The sequence below is a fragment of the Paraburkholderia sp. A3BS-1L genome, from assembly GCF_051125215.1.
Lineage (GTDB): Bacteria > Pseudomonadota > Gammaproteobacteria > Burkholderiales > Burkholderiaceae > Paraburkholderia.
This window is the reverse complement of sequence record NZ_CP120445.1, coordinates 36,678-58,765: the sequence shown is the minus strand read 5'-3', so window position 1 is coordinate 58,765 and position 22,088 is coordinate 36,678. Positions and strand designations below refer to the sequence as shown.

Genomic DNA, 22,088 nt, shown 5'->3' with positions numbered 1-22,088 from the left:
CATCGCTCGGGCGATTGCCGCCGCAGGAATTTCGTTATGCGGCTTGCGCGAGCCGCTGCGGCCCGCAAGATGTCACGGCGAGCCGGCGCGCTATGGCTTCGCTGCAATGCTGCTCAGCCGCGCGAGCACTTCCTCCGTGTGCTCGCCCACCTTCGCGAGCGGCTGGCGCACGCCTGGGCGGCGGCCATCCATCAGGAGCGGAAGGAGCACGACCTCGGTGGTCTCGCCGTCGTCGGTCTGCATCGGCGCGAGTCCGCCGCTTTCCCGCAGATGCGGGTCATCGAACAGCTGGTCGGGGCGCACGATCGGCGCATAGGGAATGCCGGCCGCTTCGAGGCGTGGCGTCAATTCGTTCGCGCGCACGCTCTTGAGCACTTCGCCGAGCCGTGCGAGCAATTCGGGCCGCACGGCCACGCGCGAAGCATTGGTGGCGTATTGCGGTTCATCGGCAAGATCCGGACAGCCCATGACCTCGCACAGCGTCACGAACTGCCTGTCGCTCACCGCGCCGATGAACAGCTGCTCGCCTTCGGCAAGCGTGAACACGTCGTACACGCTCCACGCCGAGACGCGCGACGGCATGGGCGGCGGCGCTTCGTGCGTCATCGCATATTGCTGCATGTGCTGGGCGCTCAGAAACACGCAGTTTTCGAAGAGCGCGCTCTGCACTTCCTGGCCGCGCCCGGTAGCATCGCGCTCGCGCAGCGCCGCCAGCACGCCAATCGCGCCGAACATCCCGCCCATGATGTCGTTGACCGAGGTGCCCGCGCGCAGCGGCCTGCCCGCCGGCCCCGTCATGTACGACAGCCCGCCCATCATCTGCACGACTTCGTCGAGCGCGAGGCGGTTCTCATAGGGGCCCGGAAGAAAGCCCTTGTGCGATACGTAGATGAGGTGCGCAAAGCGCTGCGAAAGCGTGGCGTAGTCGAGCCCGAGCTTGTGCATCAGGCCGGGCCGGAAGTTCTCGAGCATCACATCGCTCTGCCCTACCAACTCGATGGCAGCGGCGCGGCCCTCCTCCGTGTTGATGTCGAGCACGACGCTTTTCTTGTTGCGGTTGAACGAACGGAAAAAGCCGATACCGAGCCCAGGCAGATTGCGTGTCTTGTCGCCGCCTGGCGGTTCGATCTTGATCACCTCCGCGCCGAGATCGGCGAGGATCATGCCGCACGTGGGCCCCATGACCATGTGCGTGAATTCGACGACGCGCACGCCATCGAGCGGAAGCCGCTTTGCTGTGCTCACAATAACCTCAGGATGACGAATTAGTCTACGCAGGCCGCGCGAAAGATCTTCGGCAAGCCTGCTCGCCAAAGTGCGCCGTGCATCGTCTCGTGTTCGAGCCACTGCGCCACTTGTGCGCGCAATGCGAGCAGCGCCTCGATGTCGATGCCGGTCTGGATACCCATCTCGGCCAGCATGAACGCGAGATCCTCGCTCGCCGCATTGCCGCTCGCGCCCGGTGCGTGCGGGCAGCCGCCGATGCCCGCCAGCGAAGCGTCGAAGCGCGTGACACCGGTTTCCAGCGCGGCCACCACGTTGGCGAGCGCGAGGCCGCGCGTGTCGTGAAAGTGCGCACACCAGAGCCGCTCGCTCGCGATGGCGCGCGCGGCGCCGAACAGATCGCGCACGGCGGCCGGGTTCGCGTAACCGACCGTATCGGCGAGGCTCACGCGGTCGGCGCCTGCATCGAGCAACGCCTGCACGTAGTAGAGCACGTTCTGCGCTTGCACCTGCCCCTGCAACGTGCAGCCGAACGCCGTGCCGATGCCGCCTTCGATCAGCGTCTTCGCGCCGGCCGCGTCGCGCGCGGCGCGCATGCGCGCGACTTCGGCCACGACTTCAGCGGGCGTCCTGCGCAGGTTCGCGAGGCTGTGCGCTTCGCTCGCGGAGAGCGGCACGAGCATGAGATCGGCGCCCGCTTCGATCGCGAGTTCGGCGCCCTTGAGATTGGGCACCAGCACCGAGACGGACAGTCCCGGCAGCCGCCGCGCGAAGTCGACGAGTTCGGCCGTATCGGCCAGTTGCGGCAGCAAGCGCGCGGGCACGAACGAGCCCACCTCGATCTCTCGCAAGCCGGCCGCGTGCGCCGCACGCAACCATGCACATTTGCGCTCCGTGGGCAGCACGCTCGGGATGCTTTGCAGGCCGTCGCGCAAGCCGACTTCACGAATAACGGCGCGCTCGGGGAATGAGGGCATGAAGTGTCTCCATCAGCATTCGGGGGCATTTTCCGGTCCATCCCCAGCTATATGGGGAACCGGCGTTGTGCTAACTTTAGTCATTCCTTGAGATACATAAAGCGGTATTTTGGAACCGTTGACATTCCGAGCTGGAAACACTGTGGAGAGAGGCGGAGCAGCGCATGCACGACATCGACCTCAAGACCTTGCGATTGCTGGTGGCCGTGTGCGAGCACGGCAACATGGGACGCGCGGCACGCGACGAGCACATCGAGCCCTCGGCGATCAGCAAGCGCATCGCGCAACTGGAAGCCAGCCTCGGCGTGCCGCTTCTCACGCGCTCGCGGCGCGGCGTGCAGCCCACGCCTGCGGGCATCGCGCTCCTTGAGCACGCGCGCAGCGTGATCTTCACGCTCGAACGCGCGCTCGGCGACATCGCGGCGTTCGGCAGCGGCTTGCGCGGCAGCGTGAGCGTGTGCGCGTCAGCCTCGGCGATAGCGGAGGCGCTGCTCGACGACCTCGCCTCGTTCATGCGCATGCCGGCGCACCAGAACATTCGCGTGAACGTGGACGAGCGCACTTCCAGCGAACTGGTGCAGCGCGTGCGCGACGGCGTGGCCGCAGTGGGCGTCTGCTGGGACAACGTCGAGCTAGCCGGCCTCGCGTCGCGGCCGTGGCGCGAAGACCGGCTCGCGCTCGCGGTGCATCCCGACCATCCGCTCGCGCGCCGCAAGTCCGTCGCGTTCGCCGATACGCTCGACTACGAACACGTGGGCCTGCCGCCCTCCACGGCGGTGCATACGCTGCTGCAGCGCTCGGCGGCGCGCAGCGGGCGCACCATCGACTATCGCGCGACGGTGTCGAATTTCGACGCGGCGTTCCGGGTGGTGGCGGCGAATCTGGGCATTAGCGTCGTGCCGCAAGAGGTCGGCCAGACGTACACGCGCATCATGAACGTGCGCATGATCGCGCTCTCCGACGCCTGGGCGCGCCGGCGCTTTATCGTCTGCTTTCGCGAATTCGATGCCTTGCAGCCCGCCGCGCAGCGCATGGTCGAGCATCTCGTCAAGCGGGCGGAATCCGGTCAGAAGGCTCCGGAACGAAAAGCGCGGGATTCGTGAATGCAGCGCGTCGTTTACACTTCCGGCATTAACGGCCCCACGACGGTCTTTCAATGAGGCATCTCCCGCCCCTGAACGCGCTGCAAATCTTCGAAACGGTCGCCCGCTACGGCAGCTTCACGCGCGCGGCGGAACACCTGTGCGTCACGCAAGGCGCGGTGAGCCGGCAGATTCTCGCGCTCGAGGAATACTACCGGCTGCCGCTGTTCCGCCGTTCGCCCAAGGGGCTCGTGCTCACGCCCGAGGGCGAGCAACTGCTGCCTGCCGTGCGCGACGGCTTTACCCGCATCGAAGAAGCCTCGATGCGCCTCACGCGCCAGCGCACCGAACTGGCGTTGAAAGTCCCCACCTGCGTGATGCGCTGGATGCTGCCGCGCATCATGCGTTTTCAGGCCGAGCATCCCGATCTTCAGGTGCAGATCACGACGACCTGGCAACACGAAGCAGATTTCCAGGCCGAGCCGTTCGACGCCGCCATTGTCTATGCGCAGGCGCCCGGCGCGGGCGTTCACGCCGTTGCACTCTTCGACGAATACCTCACGCCCGTGTGCGCGCCGGAACTGCTGGAGAAGCACCGCTTCGCGCATGCCGATGACCTCGCGCATCAAACCCTGCTGCACCCGACGCGCGACCACCGCGACTGGAAGCTATGGCTCGCGCACGCGGGCGCGCGGCACGTGAATGCGCACGTGGGCCCCACGTTCGAGTCGCTCGATCTCGCCAGCAGCGCCGCGATGCAAGGGTTCGGCGTGGCCATTGGCGACCGTACGCTCGCAAGCGAGGATCTCGCCGCGAACCGGCTCGTGATGCCCTTCGAGCTGACCGTGGCGACAGGCTGGCGCTACTACTTCGTCTATCCCGAGTGCGTCGCCCGGCAACAGAAGGTGCAGCGCTTCAGCGAGTGGATTGCGCACGATCGGGAACACCCGGGCGCAGGTTGATCCGCGCTCGAAACGAGGGAGCCGGATCGACGCGGCCCCCTCGCCGAGGCGCGAGGCATTACTGCCCCTTCTTCTGCTGCAAGTACTGGCGCACGTCGCTCATGGAAACGCGGCCCGTGTGCGCCGCATCGATCTGATCGAAGTGCTGCGCGATATAGCCGAGACCGTTGCTTTGCGCCTGCTCCTTCGTGATCGAAGCGCCGTTGCTCAGCACCGAATTCGCGCCGAGCCTCGCTTCAATGCGCTTTTGCGCCTCGTTCTGCAACTGCGTTCCGGTGGATGGCGTCACGGGCATCGGGCGGTTGGCGGGGAAAAACGGACCGTCCACGCCATGCCCACCCTGCGGGAGCTTGACGGGCGCCACGGCCTGAGTGGTTCCGTTCGTGGTCGCCTGCGTAGTTGCCCCGCTAGTGGCCTGGGCAGCCGCCTGCGTGCTTCCCGCCACGACAGCGAGGACGACTAGCGGCGCGAGGCGCCGCAATTTATCGAATTCAGACATGATCGCTCGCATTCATTAGGTGTACATGAGGTCAATGCCGGTTACCGCGTGGCCGCGGCCTGTGCAGTGACCGTCGTGGGCGTGCCCGCCGGGCTCTCGTCGGACCACGGCGCCGGCAGCGTCCAGAGCGAAAGCGCCTGCGCAATCGGCTGCCCGGCGTAGTAGTTCACGAGATCGGCCTTCATCTTCGGCCGTGCCACATCGTCCAGATAGATCATGTGTCCGCCCTGGAAGAAGTTGACCTGCAGATCCGGTGCCAGCCCCTTCACCGTTTGCAACCGCGCAAGCTGCTTCTCCGTGTTGAAGAACGGCGTGGCAAGATCGTGATACCCATTCTCGGCCAGCACCTTCAACTGCGGATTCAGCTGAATCGCCGCCAGCAAATCCGGCAGTGTGTCCGGCAACGGCTGGCCGTCGTGCGAGAAGTCCCAGACGTTGATGATGTTGTCGTTCAGCGGCATGTAGGTCGCGTTCGGCGCCCGGTAGCCGAGGTAGCCCGGCAACTGCGTCGAGAGCGCCATCGTGAACGGCAGCGAGATCAGAATATCCGAGGGGTCCCCATCGTTCTGCAGGCGCGGGTCCGAATTGGGCAACGATACGCGTCCGTCGTAACGCCCAATGGTCGTCCCCGGAAGCAACTCGACATTGAAGGGATTCGCATTGAAGTAGCCCTGAAGCGCCTGCAAAGTCAGGCCCGATGGCCAGCGCCACGAGTCGAGCGTGCGCGCGGGCGGAAACACGGGTGTGCCGAGCGCATCGGGAATGCCAAGCTGGCTCAGCACCCACGATTGCGCGTACCGCCCGAAATGGTTGTACTGCCCGGTCGCGAAGACTTCCGACTGATACGCAAACAGCCCCTGGTCGATCAGCGGCGGCGATACCTGATTGAAGTACGCGGCCACCTCGGCATAGCCGGGGTAATAGCCCGCGAGTGTATCGGTGTCGAGCGCCAGTCCCTCCGTGGAAGCCGTGATGGCGGTGGCCTCGATCGCATCGGCGAAGTAATTGAGGATCGAAGACTGGAGCACGATGCCGGTGAGCTTCACGCCAGCCGTTTCGAGCGCGAGTGCCAGCATGTCCGTGCGTGGCGTGCCGTACGATTCGCCATAGAGGTAAATAGGCGAGCCGCTACGATTGTTCGCCGCGAGATAGCGCATGATGAAATCGCGCATCACGTTGACGTCTGCATCGCTGCCCCAGAAGTCCTGGTTCTTGTACGGTTGAATCGCTTCCGAAAGCCCCGTTCCCGGGGGATCGATAAAGACCATGTCGGTGGTGTCGATCAGGCTATCCGCATTGTCCACGAGCGGGAAATTCGGCCAGTTCGTCATCAGCGGATCGGGCGTGGCGACGCGCGTGGGCGCAAACGAACCCAGGCGCAGCCAGATCGATGACGAACCGGGGCCACCGTTGTAGATGAACGTGACGGGCCGGGGCGCGCCATTCGCGGCCGGTGCGGTGTAGGCGACGTACGACATCGTCGCCTCAGGCGTGCCGTCTGGATTCGAGGCCGTCAAATGCCCCGTTGTTGTCGTGTAGTTGATCGTCGTTTTACCCGCCGTCCACTGATAATGCATGATGGCCGCTTTCTCCGCGACTGTCTTTAGCGGCAGTGCATCGGCGGCATAGGGCGAGTATGCAATCGGGTCGACATAGCGCTGATTGCCGTTTTGCGCCTGCGTGCTGCTGTTTGGCGTCTGTTGATTCGCAGCCACCGCGTTCATCGCGCTCGCGCCGGAAACGCCGGTGCTGCTGTCGCCGCCACCGCATCCCGCGAGCATCAGCACGCCGGCGATCAGCGCGCCGGGCGCGGCCAGCCGCCCCAAACTGCGCCGGCGGCCATAGTTGAAGCTACTTTCTGGGTTCATTTTTGTGCCTGTGAATGGTGAAGTACCGCTACACAAAGGCCGCCTTTCGCCGCAGAGACGCATAGGGAAAACGGACCGCACATGCCGGGATCGTCGACGCACAGCGGCTGACAATTAGCTTTCTTGATTCTGACTCTGTTAATCCGCTTGTTCGAAATGGTATTTATTTCGGATTACAAACTAAATAATGCTTGAAAATTCCGGAAATTTATACCGCACGCTTCAAACAGATGCCTGCGAAATATTTAGTAATTAATCTTGGCAGAGGAAAAATAGGAGGTATTGCAGCGCGTTGTCAAGGCGGAGTTTCAAGCCTATGCGCCGTGGATCGGCAGTTGAAATAATTCCCGAATATCGGCGGATAAACCGCCGATATTCAGTTATAAATACCGGCCGATATGCGGTTGTATTTGGAAATTGTCGCGGCAAATTCGGCGCGCGCCGCGTGACGAAGCGGCGCGCGGCATTTCCTGCGCGTTCAGTGGCTGATATCTTCGAGCGAGAGGCCGCGCGTATTCGGCCCGAGCAGAATCATCACGATACCCACGAACATCGCTACGCCAATAAAGATCGCCACGCCCGGCACGCCGTAGTGGTGCAGCAAGATGCCGATAGCGAGTCCCGCGAACGCCGCCGCAATCCGGCTCCACGAATACACGAAGCCCACCGCGCGAGCGCGCACGCGCGTGGGATAGAGCTCGGCCTGATAGCCGTGGTAGGCATAGGACATCACGTTCGATGCAAGCGTGAAGAGCACGCCCAGCACGATCAGCACCGAAGGCTGCGAGGCCTGCGAGAACAGCGCGATCACGACCGCCATGACGAACAGGCCGCCGACGATCTGCGTCTTGCGCTCGATCTTGTCGGCAAACCACACGCCAATCAACGGCCCGAACGGATTGGCGATGGCGATCACGAACGCATAGGCGAGGCTCTGCGTCACGTGAATGCCGCGGTCGATCAGCAGCGTCGGCACCCACGCCGCGAACCCGTAGAAGCCGATCACCTGCGCCATGTTGAAGATCGACAGAATCACGGTGCGACGCAAATAAGGCGGACGCAGCACTTCGCCCAGCGAGCCGCGGCCGCCCTTTTCGACTTGAATGGCGCCGGGCGGCGGCAGTTCGATCGACTTCTCGGCGGCCACGCGGCGCTCGATGTCGGCGACAATCCGCTCCGCTTCATCCACGTGCCCATGGCGCGCGAGCCAGCGCGGGCTTTCGGGAATCTTGCGGCGCAGGAACCACACCACCACCGCGCCCACCGAGCCGATGAGAATCACGACGCGCCAGTAGTCGAGCCCGAGCGGCTGCGTGTCCTTGAGGATGTAGGCGAGAAACGCCACCACCGGCACCACGCTGAAGGTAATGAACTGATTGACCGCGTAGGCCCGCCCGCGCTCTGCGCTTGGGATCAGTTCGGAGATGTACGTGTCGATCGTGACCAGTTCGATGCCGATGCCGATGCCGGCGATGAAGCGCCAGATATTGAGCCCGAGGCCGGTGGTCTGGAACGCCATGATGGCCGTGCACGCGATGTACCAGATCAGCGACCACGTAAAGATGATGCGGCGCCCGAACCGGTCGGCGACCTGGCCAAACACGAGCGCGCCCACCCACAGCCCCGCGAATGTCGAGAACACGAAAGTGCCGAAGCCGGCGACCTTGAGCGGCCCGAGCGCAGAAAAGAAGCCGAGTGATTCGGGCGTGAACAGGCCCGAATGCACCATGCCCGGCGCGACATAACCGGTGAAGAACAAATCATAAAACTCGAACACCCCGCCGAGCGAAAGCAGGACCACCATCGACCAGACCGTGCGCGACGGCGGCAGCCGGTCGAATCGGGCGGCGATTTCCGCGGATTTTTCTATCGACATCGGAATACCTCAACCATTTTTTGTAAGCACAAAGAAAGCAAAAGCCGGTGACTTGCGTGCACAACCATTGTTCACGCATTCCCCCGGCACAGATCCTTGCGGCCTCATCATTCTCGTGCCACGGCGCGCGCTCGCGTGAATACGCGGCACAACATGAAGCTTATTGGCACCGGAGCATCGAGACACCTGGTTGAAACCCAAATTCGAACAGGCGTTTTTTAATTTTTTTCTAATTCACGCCTCGCCGAGCAGTTGGCGCGACAGCCCGGATGCATCGAATTCCCTGACCCTGGCCGCGCCCGCCGCGCATTCGCGTTTTTCGAGCCGCTCGGCCAGCAGCCAGCAAAAGGTATCGAGCTCCGCGCTGCCTTGCGCTGCGACGAACTCTTGCATGACCTCACGCACGGCAGCGTCCAGCGTTTCGGCCGACAGCATGCTGGCGATATGCGACGCACCGCGCGCGAGTTCGAGCAACCAGACCGACTCGTAGTGACACCCGCCACCATGCGGAGGCTTTTTCGGATTTTTTTTCATTTTTCCCCGTCCTGCGCAGATCTCGCTGATCTCGCGAATGCCGGCAACTTTGCAGGTGGCGGCGCGCGGGCGCAACGAATGCGAGAGACCAACGGCAAAACCTGTCCATACGTCTCAAATACTTGTTGCGGCGTCTCACGCCAACCCTGCGCGATCCGCGCGATGGGTTCAACGCAGCAAGGTCATCCAGTAGCGCCAGTCGTCCACCGACGCGCCTTGCGCATGCGTGACGCCACCACCACCGCTGAGCGCCAGCATGCGCACCGCGCGTGGAGACAGCCCGATCGAGCGGCGAAATGCCCGCGCAAAATTCGCGGCGTTCGAGAACCCATGCTCCGCAGCAATATCGGCAATCGACACGCCGCTGCGCGCCGGATCGACGAGCAACTCGCGACAGCGGCGCAAGCGCCGCTCGCGCACGTACGTCGCGAAACCACCCTCCTTTTCGAACAGTCGATACAGCGTGGCGTGCGACATGCCGAACGCGAATGCCACCTGCTCCACGCTCAATTGCCGGTCGCTCAAGTGCTGCTCCAGGTAGCGGCAGATCGAGACGAACACGCTTTGCTGAACCGCCGGAATGTGTTCCGGATTCACGCTCGCATTGATTGCGCACGCCGCGAGTTGCAAGGTCGCGGGCAGGACGGCATGGGCATCCGCCTGCGTCATTTGCGGCGCATGACGATAGAGTTCGCCCAGATGCTCGCGCAGCAGCGCGACCGTGGGCTGCGTGCCGCGCAACACGCGCATGCCGTGCTGATCGGGCGCATTGAGCAACGGAGCGAGCATGCGGCGCGGCACCGCCAGATTGAGGAATTCGCTGCGCGTGGTCTCGGTCGCGAGCGGCTGGGCCGCATCGACGATGAACATGTCGCCGGGCCGCGTGCACAACTCCGAACCGCCGTCGCGCACGCGGCAGCTACCGCCCAGATAAAACTGCAGGACGTACTGCTCGTGGCCGTCGCGCCCGATCTTCGCGTTCGAACGGTCGTAGCGCTGCGCACCGGTGCTGATCGATCCCAGCACCACGTCCGAAAACAGATACGCGTTCACGCGGCTCTGGAACCCTGCATCGCGCGCCTCGGTGGCCTGCGTGTCGAACACCACATTGATCGCTTCTCGCCACGCGGCGAATTGCTGGGAGCGAGGCAAACCGCTGGTATCGAATTGCGAATGTAGCAGCGCGTTCGGCGCCTGGTTCATGAGTCACCTCATGGATCGCCTCGGGTGGAGAAGCGACTTCTGGATTGACCGGGACCCTCCGCCTGGGACTGCCCGTCCGGGACTGCCCGTCTGGCACGAATTGTTCCACTCGACTACCGGGATATCGGCCACCTAAAGCCGATACTTTAGATTTCGCCCATGCCGTTGATGACCTCGGCGAGGGCGAAATTCTTCTATAAGACTGGCCGTCTCACCCACTATTTTTGTAAGGGTATTCACCATATTGACAAATATATTATTTATTTAGTCAAAAACGCATGAGCCGCTCCCGGATAACCCGCTCCACCCGCCAAAGCCTTGCGCCACGGGCCTCCTGCGCGACAACGCTTTCAGCGCGGGGCCGCGCTCGATGGCCAGATGCGCCTGCTTGAGCGCCAAATTATGTGGCGCAACGCATTTCCATAATATGAAATTGATGGACAGTAAGCCCCCAGGCGCGCCCGAATTGAGGCAAAATTCACGTGTTTCGCCGACTGCGTGCAGCCGGTGGTCTTATCACCCCGTTTTCGGACCCCGCCAAGAAAACCGATGAGCACCCAACCCACCATCATCTACACCCTGACCGACGAAGCCCCGCTGCTCGCCACCAGCGCGTTTCTGCCGATCATCCGTACCTTCACTGCGCCGGCCGGCGTCAATGTCGAAACTAGCGACATTTCCGTTGCGGGCCGCATCCTCGGCGAATTCCCCGAGTTCCTGACCGAAGCGCAGCGCGCGCCGGACAATCTGGCCGAACTGGGCCGCCTCACCCAGCTCCCGGACACCAACATCATCAAGCTGCCCAACATCAGCGCGTCGGTTCCTCAGCTCGTTGCCGCGATCAAGGAACTGCAGGGCAAGGGCTTCAAGGTCCCCGACTATCCGGAAGACCCCAAGACCGACGAAGAGAAAGCGATTCAGAAGCGCTACTCGAAGTGCCTCGGCTCCGCCGTGAACCCGGTGCTGCGCGAAGGCAATTCGGACCGCCGCGCGCCGCTGGCCGTGAAGAACTACGCCAAGAAGCACCCGCACAGCATGGGCGAGTGGAGCATGGCTTCGCGCACGCACGTGGCGCACATGAAGCACGGCGACTTCTACCACGGCGAAAAGTCGATCACGAACGACAAGGACCGTGAAGTCCGCATGGAGCTCGTCACGAAGTCGGGCGAGACCATCGTGCTGAAGCCGAAGGTCAAGCTGCAGGCCGGCGAGATCGTCGACAGCATGTTCATGAGCAAGAAGGCGCTGCTCGCGTTCTACGAAGAGCAGATGGAAGACGCGCGCAAGACCGGCGTCATGCTCTCGCTGCACGTGAAGGCCACCATGATGAAGGTCTCGCACCCCATCGTGTTCGGCCACGCTGTGAAGGTGTTCTACAAGGACGCATTCGAGAAGCACGCGAAGCTCTTCGAAGAGCTCGGCATCAACGTGAACAACGGCATGGTCGATCTCTACACGAAGATCGAAGCGCTGCCGGAATCGAAGCGCGAAGAGGTGATCCGCGACCTGCACGCTTGCCACGAGCATCGTCCGTCGCTCGCGATGGTCGATTCGGCCAAGGGCATCTCGAACCTGCACGCGCCGAACGACGTGATCGTCGACGCCTCGATGCCCGCGATGATCCGCGCCGGCGGCAAGATGTGGGGCGCCGACGGCCGCCCCGCGGATACGAAGTGCCTGATTCCGGAAAGCACGTTCGCGCGCATCTACCAGGAAATCATCAACTTCTGCAAGACCAACGGCGCATTCGATCCGCGCACGATGGGCACGGTGCCCAACGTCGGCCTGATGGCGCAGAAGGCTGAAGAGTACGGCTCGCACGACAAGACCTACGAGATCCCGCAAGACGGCACGGCGCGCATCGTCGACAACGCCACGGGCGAAGTGCTCGAAGCGCTCACGCAGCAAGTCGAGCAAGGCGACATCTGGCGCATGTGTCTCGTGAAGGACGCGCCGATCCGCGACTGGGTCAAGCTCGCCGTCACGCGCGCGCGCAACTCGGGCATGCCGGCCGTATTCTGGCTCGACCCGTACCGTCCGCACGAAAACGAGCTGATCAAGAAGGTCGAGACGTACCTGAAGGATTACGACACGAACGGCCTCGACATCCAGATCATGTCGCAAGTCCGCGCGATGCGTTACACGCTCGAGCGCGTGATCCGCGGCCTGGACACGATCTCGGTCACGGGCAACATCCTGCGCGACTACCTGACCGACCTGTTCCCGATCATGGAGCTCGGCACCAGCGCGAAGATGCTCTCGATCGTTCCGCTGATGGCCGGCGGCGGCATGTACGAAACCGGCGCGGGCGGTTCGGCGCCGAAGCACGTGCAGCAGCTGGTGCAGGAAGATCACCTGCGCTGGGATTCGCTCGGCGAATTCCTCGCGCTGGCCGTCTCGCTCGAAGACCTCGGCATCAAGACGAACAATGCCAAGGCCAAGCTGCTGGCGAAGACGCTCGACGCTGCTACCGGCAAGCTGCTCGACAACAACAAGGGTCCCTCGCCGAAGACCGGCGAACTCGACAATCGCGGCAGCCAGTTCTACCTCGCGATGTTCTGGGCGCAAGAGCTGGCCGCGCAGAAGGACGACGCGGAACTCGCAGCGCACTTCGCACCACTCGCGAAGGCTCTGGCCGAGAACGAAAAGACCATCGTGAGCGAACTCGCCGCGGTGCAGGGCAAGCCGGTCGACATCGGCGGCTACTACAAGCCCGATTTCGCGAAGCTCGCCGAAGTCATGCGCCCGAGCAAGACGTTCAACGCCGCCCTCGAAGCCGTGGCGAAGTAAGTCCCGCTCGAAGCCGGGAGGCCCTGCCGGGCCTCGCCCGGCACGAGGCGCCCTTGCCTCATTCATGTAAATCGCCCTTGCAGCGTGTGTCGCTGCAAGGGCGATTTTGTTTTTGGCGGCGGCCGTCTGGAACTCAATCTGGTTTTTTCAAGGACCATAATCGATGCATTTTATGAAAAGTGCTTGCTATCGCACCACCAGTGCAATACATTGGTCTCTCCAAAACCAATATTACTAGACTCGCCTGAATCCGCCTGACCTTCCGATTTTCATGAAACCGACCCGCACCATTTCCACCGTCGAAGTCCACACCGGCGGCGAGGCCTTCCGCATCGTCACGAGCGGTCTGCCGCGCCTGCCCGGCGACACCATCGTCCAGCGCCGCGCGTGGCTCAAGGACAACGCCGACGATATTCGCCGCGCGTTGATGTTCGAGCCGCGTGGCCACGCCGACATGTATGGCGGCTATCTCACCGAGCCCGTATCGCCGGGCGCCGACTTCGGCGTGATCTTTCTGCATAACGAAGGATATAGCGACCATTGCGGCCACGGCGTCATCGCGCTCTCGACGGCGGCGGTCGAGCTGGGCTGGGTGCAGCGCACGATGCCCGAAACGCGGGTGGGCATCGACGCGCCCTGCGGCTTCATCGAGGCGTTCGTCAAATGGGACGGCGAGCACGCCGGCAGCGTGCGCTTCGTGAACGTGCCGTCATTCCTGTGGAAGCGCGACGTCACCGTGGACACGCCGAGCTTCGGCAAGGTCACGGGCGATATTGCCTATGGCGGTGCGTTTTATTTCTATGTCGATGGCGCGCCTTTCGATCTGCCGGTGCGCGAATCGGCGGTCGAGAAGCTCATTCGCTTTGGCGCCGAGGTCAAGGAAGCCGCCAACAAGGCCTTCCCGGTGCAGCATCCGGAGATTCCGGAAATCAATCATATCTACGGCACTATCATCGCCAACGAGCCGCGTCATGCTGGATCGACCCAGGCCAATTGCTGCGTGTTCGCCGACCGCGAGGTCGACCGCTCTCCCACGGGCTCGGGAACCGGCGGACGCGTCGCCCAGCTTTATCAGCGCGGCGAGCTCAAGGCCGGAGAGACGCTCGTGAACGAATCCATCGTCGGGACGGTGTTCAAAGGCCGGGTTCTGCGCGAGACGTCGGTTCAAGGCATGCCTGCCGTGATTCCCGAAGTCGAGGGCGAAGCGTATATCAGCGGCTTTGCACAATGGATCATCGACGAGCGCGACCCGCTGACGTACGGTTTTCTCGTGCGCTGATCGCGCGGCAATATCGCGCCGGATCACGCCGGCGCGATATCGCGCTGGACGCGGTGAATGTGCTGCTCCACGTAGAACGCGGCGGCGTCCGCGTCGCCGGTTACGATGGCTTCGTAAATGAGCCGATGCTCCGCAACGTAGAGACGGATTCGGGCGGGATCGTAGATGCCGTCGTCCTTGAGGCGCTTCCACAAGGACTGGTCCATTGTGTCGGCAATCTCCTGGGCCAGCTTCACCAGCAGCGCGTCGCCCGTCATCACCGCAAGCTGGCGATGAAACAGGCGGTCGCTATTGTTCCAGAGCGCACGTTCTTCGGGATCCGAAACGTCGGTCAGCGTTTCCATCTGGGCGAGATAGTGCTCGGCGAGCGCATCCCGCTTCTTGTGGGCCGCCGCGCGGCGCGCGATCGCGGGCTCGATAATCAGGCGGACATCCAGCGTTGCCGACGGGCTGTAATCCGCCTCGACCGAACCGGCTTCCCCGCTGCCCGATAGCGCGCTGCCGCGCGCGAGAACTTCAGGCGCATTCGCCGAGACATACGTGCCGGAGTTTCTGCGCGTGACAACGAGGCCTTCATTCTGGAGCGCCCCGATCGCCTCGCGCACGGCAGGACGCCCCACACCGAACAAAGCGGCGAGCTCGCGCTCCGAAGGCAGGCGCGACTCGGGAAGGTACCTGCCAGCCCGGATTTCCGCGCGGATCTTTTCGGAGACCTGCTCGTAAATCTGTAGAGGGCGAAAGTTCGCGGGGGAATCGATGCGTGCGGAGGCCATGTTGGATCTTTCGATGCGTTGGTTTTCAATATACCACTTCTGCGCCAGACGCTCGATTCATGGATTGATAATCGCCCAAATCTGGTTTAAATTGAATCCACTTGAATCCAGTTCAGCGACTTCTCCAAAGCCATGACCCCTTCCCCCGTCAAAACCTTCGACGCACAAGCCACTGCCGCGTTGCTCGACTATCCGGCGCTCGTGCAAATGCTGCGCGCAACCATCGTGGAATACGCCGCCGGAAAAATCGCGAGTCCTGAACGTCTGGTCATTCCATTGCAGGAAGGCGGCGTGATGCTCTCGATGCCTTCGAGCGCGAGCGATATCGCGATCCACAAGCTCGTGAATGTCTGCCCCGGCAACGGCAAGCGGCAGCTCCCCACCATTCACGGGCAGGTCATTGCGTGCGATGCGTTCACGGGCGAAATGCTGTTCGTGCTCGATGGCCCCACGGTCACCGGGCGCCGCACGGCTGCCGTTAGTGCGCTGGGCGTCATGTGCCTGCATGCGGGCGCACCCAAGGAGATCCTGATCATCGGGACCGGAAAACAGGCCGTCAATCATGTGGAGGCGTTTGCGGCGCTCTTTCCGCATGCGCGGATGCTCATCAAGGGATCGACGCCGGAACGCGCGCAGCGCTTTGTCGAATCATTGCGCGCGATTACGCCCAATCTCCGCGCGCTCGATGGCGACGTTCCCGATTCGGTCGATGTCGTCGTGACGGTCACGACGAGTCAATCGCCCGTGTACACCGCACCCGCACGGGCCGGGCGGTTGGTAGTCGGCGTGGGCGCATTCACGCCCGCGATGGTGGAAGTCGGCAAGACGACCGTGGACAGCAGTTTCGTCGTGGTCGACGACCCTGCCGGCGCGAAGCACGAAGCGGGCGATCTGATTCAGGCCGGCTTCGACTGGGCAAACGTGCACACGCTTGCCGATGCCATCGAGGGAAGCCTCGCGCCCGCAGCCCCGGTCTTTTTCAAAAGCGTGGGCTGCGCCGCATGGGATCTGGCTGCTTGCCGGGCCGCGCGGGCGCGGATCGGCCACGCGGCGTAAGCCGTAGGCGGCCCTCCCCGATTCCTGATGACGCGCCGTTTGGAGCAGCGTATCGTTATCCCATGCGGGTGGTGCACCTCGCCGCCCGCGTGAGCATGGACACGCTCGTCGGGGAGCGATATGACGATTCGGCAACGTCCACGGGAACATGTTGTGGTGCTGGCGCTGGGTGTCGTGCTGGGCCTCGTGGCCGTGGCGACAGGTGCGGGGCTGTGGCTCCACGCGATTCATCTGGGCACTCACGCCGGCGCTGGCGATCAATCGGCCTCAGTGGCCGCAATTCTGTTCGGCGTCTTTCTCGCAGTCTGTGCGGGCCACGAGATCTGGCGGCGCAAAGCGCATTAGCAGCACGCCGCGCCATGGACAGCGCGGCGGCTCACCGGCAACGCGACGGCTCAGGCCGTCGCGAGCCCTTCCTCTGCAATCATCTCGAACAGCAGCGTCTCGAACGCCTGCGCCGCCACCGTGCGCGAAGCGCGGCGGCGCGCGAGCAGCGCCACGGTGCGCTGCGGCAGCGCGGGCGTCACGGGCACGCTCGCGAGGCCCTTGTGCTCGCGCAGCACCGTCGAAGGCAGCAGCGTCGCGAGCGAGCCGTCCTTCACCAGCTTGAGCACGGTGCCGACTGCATTGGCCTGCACGAGGACCTGCGGGCGCAACTGGTGAGCGTGAAAGTAGGCGTCGGCGAATTTGCGCACCACGAAGTCGGGGCTCAGCAAGGCGAGTGGAATGTCATCGAGCTGCTCCGCCGTCACCGTGCTGCGCCGCCGCGCCAACGGATGCCCGCTCGCCACGAGCAGCGCAATATGCTCGGCAAACAGCGGCTGGGCCTGGATACTCTCCGAGCGCACGTCGGTGAAGCCGATGCCCAGATCGAGCGCATCGCGCTCGAGGCCGGCTTCGATCTCGTCGAGCGGCCGCTCGCTCACTTCCACGGCAATGGCCGGATGCGTCGCGTGAAAGCGGCGCAGCGCGGGGCCGATCAGGTATTCGGCAAAGGTCGGCGCGTAGGCGAGCCGCAGTAAGCCGCGCGTCAATCCACGCACGTCCTGCAACGCGCGCTTGCCGGCGTCGAGATGTTCGAGCGCCATGCGGGCGTGTTCGATATAGACGCGCCCGAAATCCGTGAGACTGATCGTGCGGCCGCTGCGGTCGAAAAGCGCGCCGCCCAGTTCGGCTTCAAGCTGACGAATCTGCTGTGAAAGCGCCGGCTGCGAAACGTGCAGCACTTCCGCAGCGCGCGTGAAATTCTTCAACTCGGCCACGGTGAGCACGTAGCGGATCGGACGGAGCAACAAGGCGGCGGCCTCCATAAGGCGCACTTATAGCAACGATCGTAATATCGTCTTGGACTCGCTCGTGCGCGATGCGCAGAATGGAATCGATGCAAAGTTGCGCTTAAATGCCGGCATGGCTAGAGCGCTGGCCGGCGCGCCATTATTCTACCGTTTGGGGGACAGGATGTTCGAGGCCTTCACAATGTCCATCGTTGCCGTCACGGCAGGCGCCAGCCTGACTTTTCTCTGCGCGCTCCTCATGCCCGAAAAATTCGCGCAGAAGAGCGCTGCAAACGGCCCGTTCGCAGGACTGGGCGACGCGCCCACGCGCCAGCGGGGCGCGCGCTCACGGCGCTCGCGCCGCATCCGGCGTGCCGGCCACGCGTTAATGTGAGTTCACGGGTGTGAGTTCACGAATGTGAGTTCACGGCGCAGCCGGCATGATCGCCGCATGCCAGCGTGCGCCAATCGCGGTTAACGCTCAATACACGTCGCGCACGTAGCGGCGTTCGCGCGTCATCTGGCCGACATACTCGCCGGCCGCATCGTCGCTCATACCGCCATGCTGCGCGACGACCGATTTCAATGCGGCATCCACGTCTTTGGCCATGCGGCTAGCATCGCCGCACACGTAGAAATGCGCCCCCTCCTCCAACCACGCCCATAGCTGCGCACCATGCTCGCTCATGCGGTCCTGCACGTAGACTTTCTCTTTCTGGTCGCGCGAGAACGCAAGATCGAGCCGGCTGAGCAGGCCATCGTCGCGCATGCGCTCCAGCTCGTCGCGATAGTAGAAGTCGGTGGCCGCGTGCTGTTCGCCGAAGAAGAGCCAGTTGCGGCCCGTGTCGCCATGCGCGCGCCGCTCGTGCAGAAAGGCGCGAAATGGCGCGACACCCGTGCCGGGGCCAACCATGATCATCGGCGTATCGCCGTGGCGCGGCGGGCGGAAATGCGTGCTCTTCTGCACGAACACGGGCACGCTGGCGGCCGTCGCACGGTCGGCGAGGAACGTGGAGGCCACGCCCTTGCGCTCGCGTCGGCCATTGTTGTAGCGCACCGCCGAGACGGTCAGATGCACTTCTCCTGCGTGCGCCTTCGGGCTCGACGAGATCGAGTAGAGCCGCGGCTGCAAGCGCTTGAGCATGCCGGTCAATTCCTTCGCCGAGAGATCGATGGGGAATTCGTGCAGCACATCGGCAAGTTGTTGTCCCCACAACCAGTTCTTGAGATCACCCTTGCGTTCGTCGCGCAGCAGTTCGTTCAGGCCCTGCCCGCGCGTGCGCGATGCGATGAACGCAAGCGCGTCGGGGCCGGGCCGCGCGATCTCGTAATGCTTGCCAAGCGCGTCCGCCAGACGCATATCGCCCACGCCTGGCACCTCGACTGGCGCGTCGGCGGGAAGGCGCGTGAGCGCGAGCAATTCGTCCACGAGCGCGGGGCAGTTGGTCGGCCATACGCCTAGCGCGTCGCCCACTTCGTATTCGAGTCCCATGCCGTCGCCGCCGACCGTCGCGAGCGAGAAATAGCGCGTGTCCTTCACCGCGCCCTGCATGTTCAGACGCACGTTGTGAATGAGGCGCGACGCGGCCGGGCGCGCTTTGGTCGCGGCGCAGCCGGGCAGCACCTCGGGAATCGAGCCGCCCGCAGGCACGGCATGCAGCGCGGCGTCTTCTTCCTTGATGCGGGCGACCACGCGGTCGAGCCATGCATCCGCGCTGTTCTGGTAATCGGTGTCGCAATCCTGGCGCGCCATCAAGCGCTGCGCGCCCAGCGCTTCGAGACGTGCGTCGAGATTGCGGCCATGGCCGCAGAACGAGTCGTAATTGCGATCGCCTAGCGCGAGCACCGCGTAACGCAACGCGGCAAGGCGCGGCTCATGCTCTGCTTTGAGCGCCGACCAGAACGGCTCGCCATTGTCGGGCGCGTCGCCGTCACCGAAGGTGCTGGTCATCAACAATGCGTATTGTGCTTTCTCCAGATGCGCGAGCGAGTAGTCGGCCATGCACGCGGTGCGGATCTCGAAGCCCGACTCCATCAGTTGCATGGCGTAGCGTTCGACGAGCGACTCCACATTGCCCGTTTGCGAAGCCCACAGCAGAACCACCTTCGGGCGAGTATGGGCAATCCGCACGGCGCCTGGTTTTTCGACCGGCTTGTCGTTATGCACATGAACCGCTTCGAGCGCCGGCTCGATGCCCGATTCACCCCGGCTGAACAGCCCCGCCAGCAGACCGTCGAGCCACGCGCGCGTGCTCGCGGGAAACGGCGCGTGTGCGGGCAGCACGGGCACCGCTACGGCGCGGCCCTGTGCCTCGGTCTTCGACGAACGCAGCCCGCCGACGAAACCCGCGAGATAGCGCCGCTCCGTATCGTTGAGTTCCGGCGCGGCCACCGCGCCGAGGTCGAGTAGATTCGCAAACGCATCGATTCGTGACATGTCGAGTTCCTGAGACGGATGAGCCGCGCCGGTATCGTGCTTGTCTGTCACGAGACGGTCAGGCTCAGGCGCCACGCGCGCAAGCGCAACGGCACAAAATTTCAATTCGGGCTGCTGAGAAAGCGTATCGATCGCATCGCTCGTGACCGCGTTCACGCAAAGCTCTTCGCCGAATACGTCGTTCCAGTGCATTGGCGCGAAACAATTGCCAGGCTGCACGCGGTCGGTCACCACGGCGGGCAGCACCACGCGCCCGCGCCGCGAACGCACCTCCACGCGGTCCTTGGCGGCGATGCCTAGCGCGCCCGCATCCTCGGGGTGGATCTCGACGAACGGCGCAGGATTAAGCTTGTTGAGCATGGCCACCTTGCCGGTCTTCGTCATGGTGTGCCATTGGTGCTGCAAGCGCCCCGTATTGAAGACGATGGGAAACGTGCCATCGGGCAACTCGGCAGGTGCCACGTGAGGCCGCGCGAAGAATACGCCCTTGCCATGCGGCGTGGGAAAAACGATGCGCGGGCGGCTGCCGCGTTCGTCCTCGCGCAGGGTTTGACTGACGCCATCGTTCAGATAGCGAATCGGATTGCGGTCGCTTTGCGCTGCGCCTTCCTCAGGCGCACAGGGCCATTGCAGCGGCGTCTCGCGCAGCTTCGCGTGGCTCGCGCCGCGCAGGTCGTAGCCCGTCTTCGGATTCGAAAACGCCACGATCTCGTCGAACACCTCCGTCGCACTCGTGTAGCTGAACGCGCCCTCGTAACCCATCGCACAAGCCACGCGCGCGATGATCTGCCAATCAGGCAGGGCCTCGCCCGGCGGCTCGATCGCCTGCTGCATGAGCGTCATGTTGCGTTCGGAATTGATCATCACGCCTTCAGCCTCTGCCCACAGCGCGCCGGGCAGCAGGACGTCGGCGTACTGATTCGTTTCGGTGTCCAGAAAGGCGTCTTGCGCGATCACGAGTTCGGCGGCGCGCAAGCCCTCCACCACGGTGCGCCGGTTGGCGACCGAAGCCACGGGGTTCGTGCAGATGATCCAGCACGCCTTGATCTCGCGCGCCGCCATGCGCGAGAACATGTCGATGGTGCCGCCGCCAAGCCGCGTCGTGAGCGTGCCGTGCGGCACGCGCCAGAGGTCCTCTACGAACGCGCGGTCGTCTTCCGAGAGCACCGAGCGCTGGCCCGGCAAACCCGCTCCCATATAGCCCATCTCGCGCCCGCCCATCGCATTGGGCTGGCCCGTGAGCGAAAATGGCCCGCTGCCGGGGCGGCAGATCTTGCCCGTCGCCAGGTGCAGATTGCAGATTGCGTTCGTGTTCCATGTGCCGTGCGTGCTCTGGTTCAGGCCCATGGTCCAGCAGCTCGTCCACTCGGGCGCTTCGCCGATCATCCGCGCGGCGCGGCGGATATCGTCCTCCGCCAGCCCCGTGATGGCCGACACTTTCTCCGGCGTGTAGTCGCCGAGGAAGGCCGGCATCGCATCCCAGCCCTGGGTGTACTGCTCGATGAACGCGGCATCGGTATGGCCGTTCTCATGCAGCAGATGCAACAGGCCGTTGAGCAGCGCGAGATCGGTGCCTGCCTTGATCTGCAGAAACAGGGAGGCTTTCTCCGCCGTCGCGGTGCGGCGCGGGTCCACCACGATCAGCTTCGCGCCCGCTTTCACGCGGTCCATCATGCGCAAAAACAGAATCGGATGGCAGTCCGCCATATTCGAGCCGATCACGAGGAACAGGTTGGCGCGATCGAAATCCTGATAAGAGCCAGGCGGCCCGTCCGCGCCTAGCGAAAGCTTGTAGCCGCTGCCCGCGCTCGCCATGCACAAGCGCGAATTCGACTCGATGTTGTTGGTGCCCACGAAGCCCTTTGCGAGCTTGTTCACGAGGTACTGTGCCTCGATCGACATCTGGCCCGACACATAGAACGCGAGCGCGTCCGGGCCGTGTGTATCGAGCGTCTCGCGCAGGCGGCGTGCCGTATCGGCAATGGCCTGCGCGAGCGGCAGCGGCACGGGGTCTTCGTCGCGCGCGTGACGCACGAAAGCGCGTTCGAGCCGCCCGGACTTGCGCAGCGCCACGTGCGCCGACGAACCCTTGGTGCACAGACGCCCGAAGTTGCTCGGGTGCTCGGTGTCGCCGGAGATCTTCGTGACTTCACCGTCCTGCACGTGCAACACCATCCCGCAGCCCACGCCGCAGTACGGACAAACGCTCTTGACGGTTTTTTCGGTCATGTACGGCTCGAATCCGTGGCTATAA

The 22,088-nt window shown here is 63.7% G+C and carries 17 protein-coding genes; 7 read left to right on the top strand and 10 right to left on the bottom strand.

Translation table 11 applies throughout. The annotated features are described in order from the left end of the window. Window positions 1-90: 90 nt before the first annotated feature. Both P5W99_RS31135 and P5W99_RS31130 read right to left on the bottom strand, forming a co-directional pair. Complete coding sequence (locus tag P5W99_RS31135) at window positions 91-1,245, bottom strand: CaiB/BaiF CoA transferase family protein (protein WP_434666040.1); 1,155 nt, start codon at window positions 1,243-1,245, stop codon at window positions 91-93. Window positions 1,246-1,265: 20 nt separating this feature from the next. Beyond that, complete coding sequence (locus P5W99_RS31130) at window positions 1,266-2,201, bottom strand: hydroxymethylglutaryl-CoA lyase (protein ID WP_434666037.1); 936 nt, start codon at window positions 2,199-2,201, stop codon at window positions 1,266-1,268. A 164-nt stretch (window positions 2,202-2,365) separates the two neighbouring features. Here P5W99_RS31130 and P5W99_RS31125 point away from each other — a divergent pair, with 164 nt between their 5' ends. Further along, entirely contained in the window at window positions 2,366-3,304 is a 939-nt protein-coding gene (locus P5W99_RS31125) for a LysR family transcriptional regulator (RefSeq protein ID WP_421028482.1), read from the top strand. A 53-nt stretch (window positions 3,305-3,357) separates the two neighbouring features. After that, entirely contained in the window at window positions 3,358-4,245 is an 888-nt protein-coding gene (gcvA, locus tag P5W99_RS31120) for a transcriptional regulator GcvA (RefSeq protein WP_421028481.1), read from the top strand. Window positions 4,246-4,303: 58 nt separating this feature from the next. Here gcvA and P5W99_RS31115 read toward each other — a convergent pair whose 3' ends face one another. The 5 genes from P5W99_RS31115 to P5W99_RS31095 form a co-directional block, all read right to left on the bottom strand. Then, complete coding sequence (locus P5W99_RS31115; protein ID WP_421028480.1) at window positions 4,304-4,744, bottom strand: 2-oxoglutarate dehydrogenase; 441 nt, start codon at window positions 4,742-4,744, stop codon at window positions 4,304-4,306. Window positions 4,745-4,785: 41 nt separating this feature from the next. Continuing rightward, the gene (locus tag P5W99_RS31110) at window positions 4,786-6,612 is read right to left on the bottom strand and encodes a S10 family serine carboxypeptidase-like protein (protein ID WP_421028479.1); all 1,827 of its coding nucleotides are present in this window, start codon (window positions 6,610-6,612) and stop codon (window positions 4,786-4,788) included. Window positions 6,613-7,090: 478 nt separating this feature from the next. Then, complete coding sequence (locus P5W99_RS31105; protein WP_434666032.1) at window positions 7,091-8,488, bottom strand: MFS transporter; 1,398 nt, start codon at window positions 8,486-8,488, stop codon at window positions 7,091-7,093. 234 nt (window positions 8,489-8,722) lie between these two features. Beyond that, entirely contained in the window at window positions 8,723-8,962 is a 240-nt protein-coding gene (locus P5W99_RS31100; protein WP_421028477.1) for a hypothetical protein, read from the bottom strand. A 228-nt stretch (window positions 8,963-9,190) separates the two neighbouring features. Then, window positions 9,191-10,225 carry a helix-turn-helix domain-containing protein gene (locus tag P5W99_RS31095; protein WP_434666028.1) on the bottom strand — a complete coding sequence of 345 codons (1,035 nt, stop codon included), beginning with the start codon at window positions 10,223-10,225 and terminating at the stop codon, window positions 9,191-9,193. Window positions 10,226-10,774: 549 nt separating this feature from the next. Here P5W99_RS31095 and P5W99_RS31090 point away from each other — a divergent pair. Continuing rightward, window positions 10,775-13,015 carry an NADP-dependent isocitrate dehydrogenase gene (locus P5W99_RS31090; RefSeq protein ID WP_421028475.1) on the top strand — a complete coding sequence of 747 codons (2,241 nt, stop codon included), beginning with the start codon at window positions 10,775-10,777 and terminating at the stop codon, window positions 13,013-13,015. A 271-nt stretch (window positions 13,016-13,286) separates the two neighbouring features. Further along, window positions 13,287-14,294 carry a trans-3-hydroxy-L-proline dehydratase gene (gene lhpH / locus P5W99_RS31085; RefSeq protein WP_421028474.1) on the top strand — a complete coding sequence of 336 codons (1,008 nt, stop codon included), beginning with the start codon at window positions 13,287-13,289 and terminating at the stop codon, window positions 14,292-14,294. 23 nt (window positions 14,295-14,317) lie between these two features. Here lhpH and P5W99_RS31080 read toward each other — a convergent pair whose 3' ends face one another. Then, on the bottom strand, window positions 14,318-15,067 hold the full coding sequence (locus tag P5W99_RS31080; RefSeq protein ID WP_434666025.1) for a FadR/GntR family transcriptional regulator: 750 nt from the start codon (window positions 15,065-15,067) through the stop codon (window positions 14,318-14,320). A gap of 132 nt (window positions 15,068-15,199) precedes the next feature. Here P5W99_RS31080 and lhpI point away from each other — a divergent pair, with 132 nt between their 5' ends. Continuing rightward, window positions 15,200-16,123 (top strand): bifunctional Delta(1)-pyrroline-2-carboxylate/Delta(1)-piperideine-2-carboxylate reductase, encoded by a 924-nt coding sequence (gene lhpI, locus P5W99_RS31075; protein ID WP_421028472.1) that lies wholly within the window; start codon window positions 15,200-15,202, stop codon window positions 16,121-16,123. Window positions 16,124-16,243: 120 nt separating this feature from the next. Then, window positions 16,244-16,468 (top strand): hypothetical protein, encoded by a 225-nt coding sequence (locus tag P5W99_RS31070; RefSeq protein WP_421028471.1) that lies wholly within the window; start codon window positions 16,244-16,246, stop codon window positions 16,466-16,468. A 50-nt stretch (window positions 16,469-16,518) separates the two neighbouring features. On the opposite strand, the gene cynR is transcribed toward P5W99_RS31070, so the two are convergent. Next, on the bottom strand, window positions 16,519-17,418 hold the full coding sequence (gene cynR / locus P5W99_RS31065) for a transcriptional regulator CynR (RefSeq protein WP_421028470.1): 900 nt from the start codon (window positions 17,416-17,418) through the stop codon (window positions 16,519-16,521). A gap of 49 nt (window positions 17,419-17,467) precedes the next feature. Here cynR and P5W99_RS31060 point away from each other — a divergent pair, with 49 nt between their 5' ends. Beyond that, window positions 17,468-17,791, top strand: coding sequence for a hypothetical protein (locus P5W99_RS31060; RefSeq protein ID WP_421028469.1), 324 nt, complete (start codon window positions 17,468-17,470; stop codon window positions 17,789-17,791). Between the two features lie 87 nt (window positions 17,792-17,878). Here the strand turns inward: P5W99_RS31060 and P5W99_RS31055 are convergent, their stop codons facing one another. Next, on the bottom strand, window positions 17,879-22,063 hold the full coding sequence (locus P5W99_RS31055; RefSeq protein ID WP_421028468.1) for a molybdopterin-dependent oxidoreductase: 4,185 nt from the start codon (window positions 22,061-22,063) through the stop codon (window positions 17,879-17,881). Between the last annotated feature and the right edge of the window lie 25 nt (window positions 22,064-22,088).

Bases quoted from the DNA above. Each gene is read 5' to 3' on its own strand.
- P5W99_RS31130 (WP_434666037.1), bottom strand. From the start codon at position 2,201: ATGCCCTCATTCCCCGAGCGCGCCGTTATTCGTGAAGTCGGCTTGCGC.
- P5W99_RS31125 (WP_421028482.1), top strand. From the start codon at position 2,366: ATGCACGACATCGACCTCAAGACCTTGCGATTGCTGGTGGCCGTGTGC.
- gcvA (WP_421028481.1), top strand. From the start codon at position 3,358: ATGAGGCATCTCCCGCCCCTGAACGCGCTGCAAATCTTCGAAACGGTC.
- P5W99_RS31115 (WP_421028480.1), bottom strand. From the start codon at position 4,744: ATGTCTGAATTCGATAAATTGCGGCGCCTCGCGCCGCTAGTCGTCCTC.
- P5W99_RS31110 (WP_421028479.1), bottom strand. From the start codon at position 6,612: ATGAACCCAGAAAGTAGCTTCAACTATGGCCGCCGGCGCAGTTTGGGG.
- P5W99_RS31105 (WP_434666032.1), bottom strand. From the start codon at position 8,488: ATGTCGATAGAAAAATCCGCGGAAATCGCCGCCCGATTCGACCGGCTG.
- P5W99_RS31095 (WP_434666028.1), bottom strand. From the start codon at position 10,225: ATGAACCAGGCGCCGAACGCGCTGCTACATTCGCAATTCGATACCAGC.
- P5W99_RS31090 (WP_421028475.1), top strand. From the start codon at position 10,775: ATGAGCACCCAACCCACCATCATCTACACCCTGACCGACGAAGCCCCG.
- lhpH (WP_421028474.1), top strand. From the start codon at position 13,287: ATGAAACCGACCCGCACCATTTCCACCGTCGAAGTCCACACCGGCGGC.
- P5W99_RS31080 (WP_434666025.1), bottom strand. From the start codon at position 15,067: ATGGCCTCCGCACGCATCGATTCCCCCGCGAACTTTCGCCCTCTACAG.
- lhpI (WP_421028472.1), top strand. From the start codon at position 15,200: ATGACCCCTTCCCCCGTCAAAACCTTCGACGCACAAGCCACTGCCGCG.
- P5W99_RS31070 (WP_421028471.1), top strand. From the start codon at position 16,244: ATGACGATTCGGCAACGTCCACGGGAACATGTTGTGGTGCTGGCGCTG.
- P5W99_RS31055 (WP_421028468.1), bottom strand. From the start codon at position 22,063: ATGACCGAAAAAACCGTCAAGAGCGTTTGTCCGTACTGCGGCGTGGGC.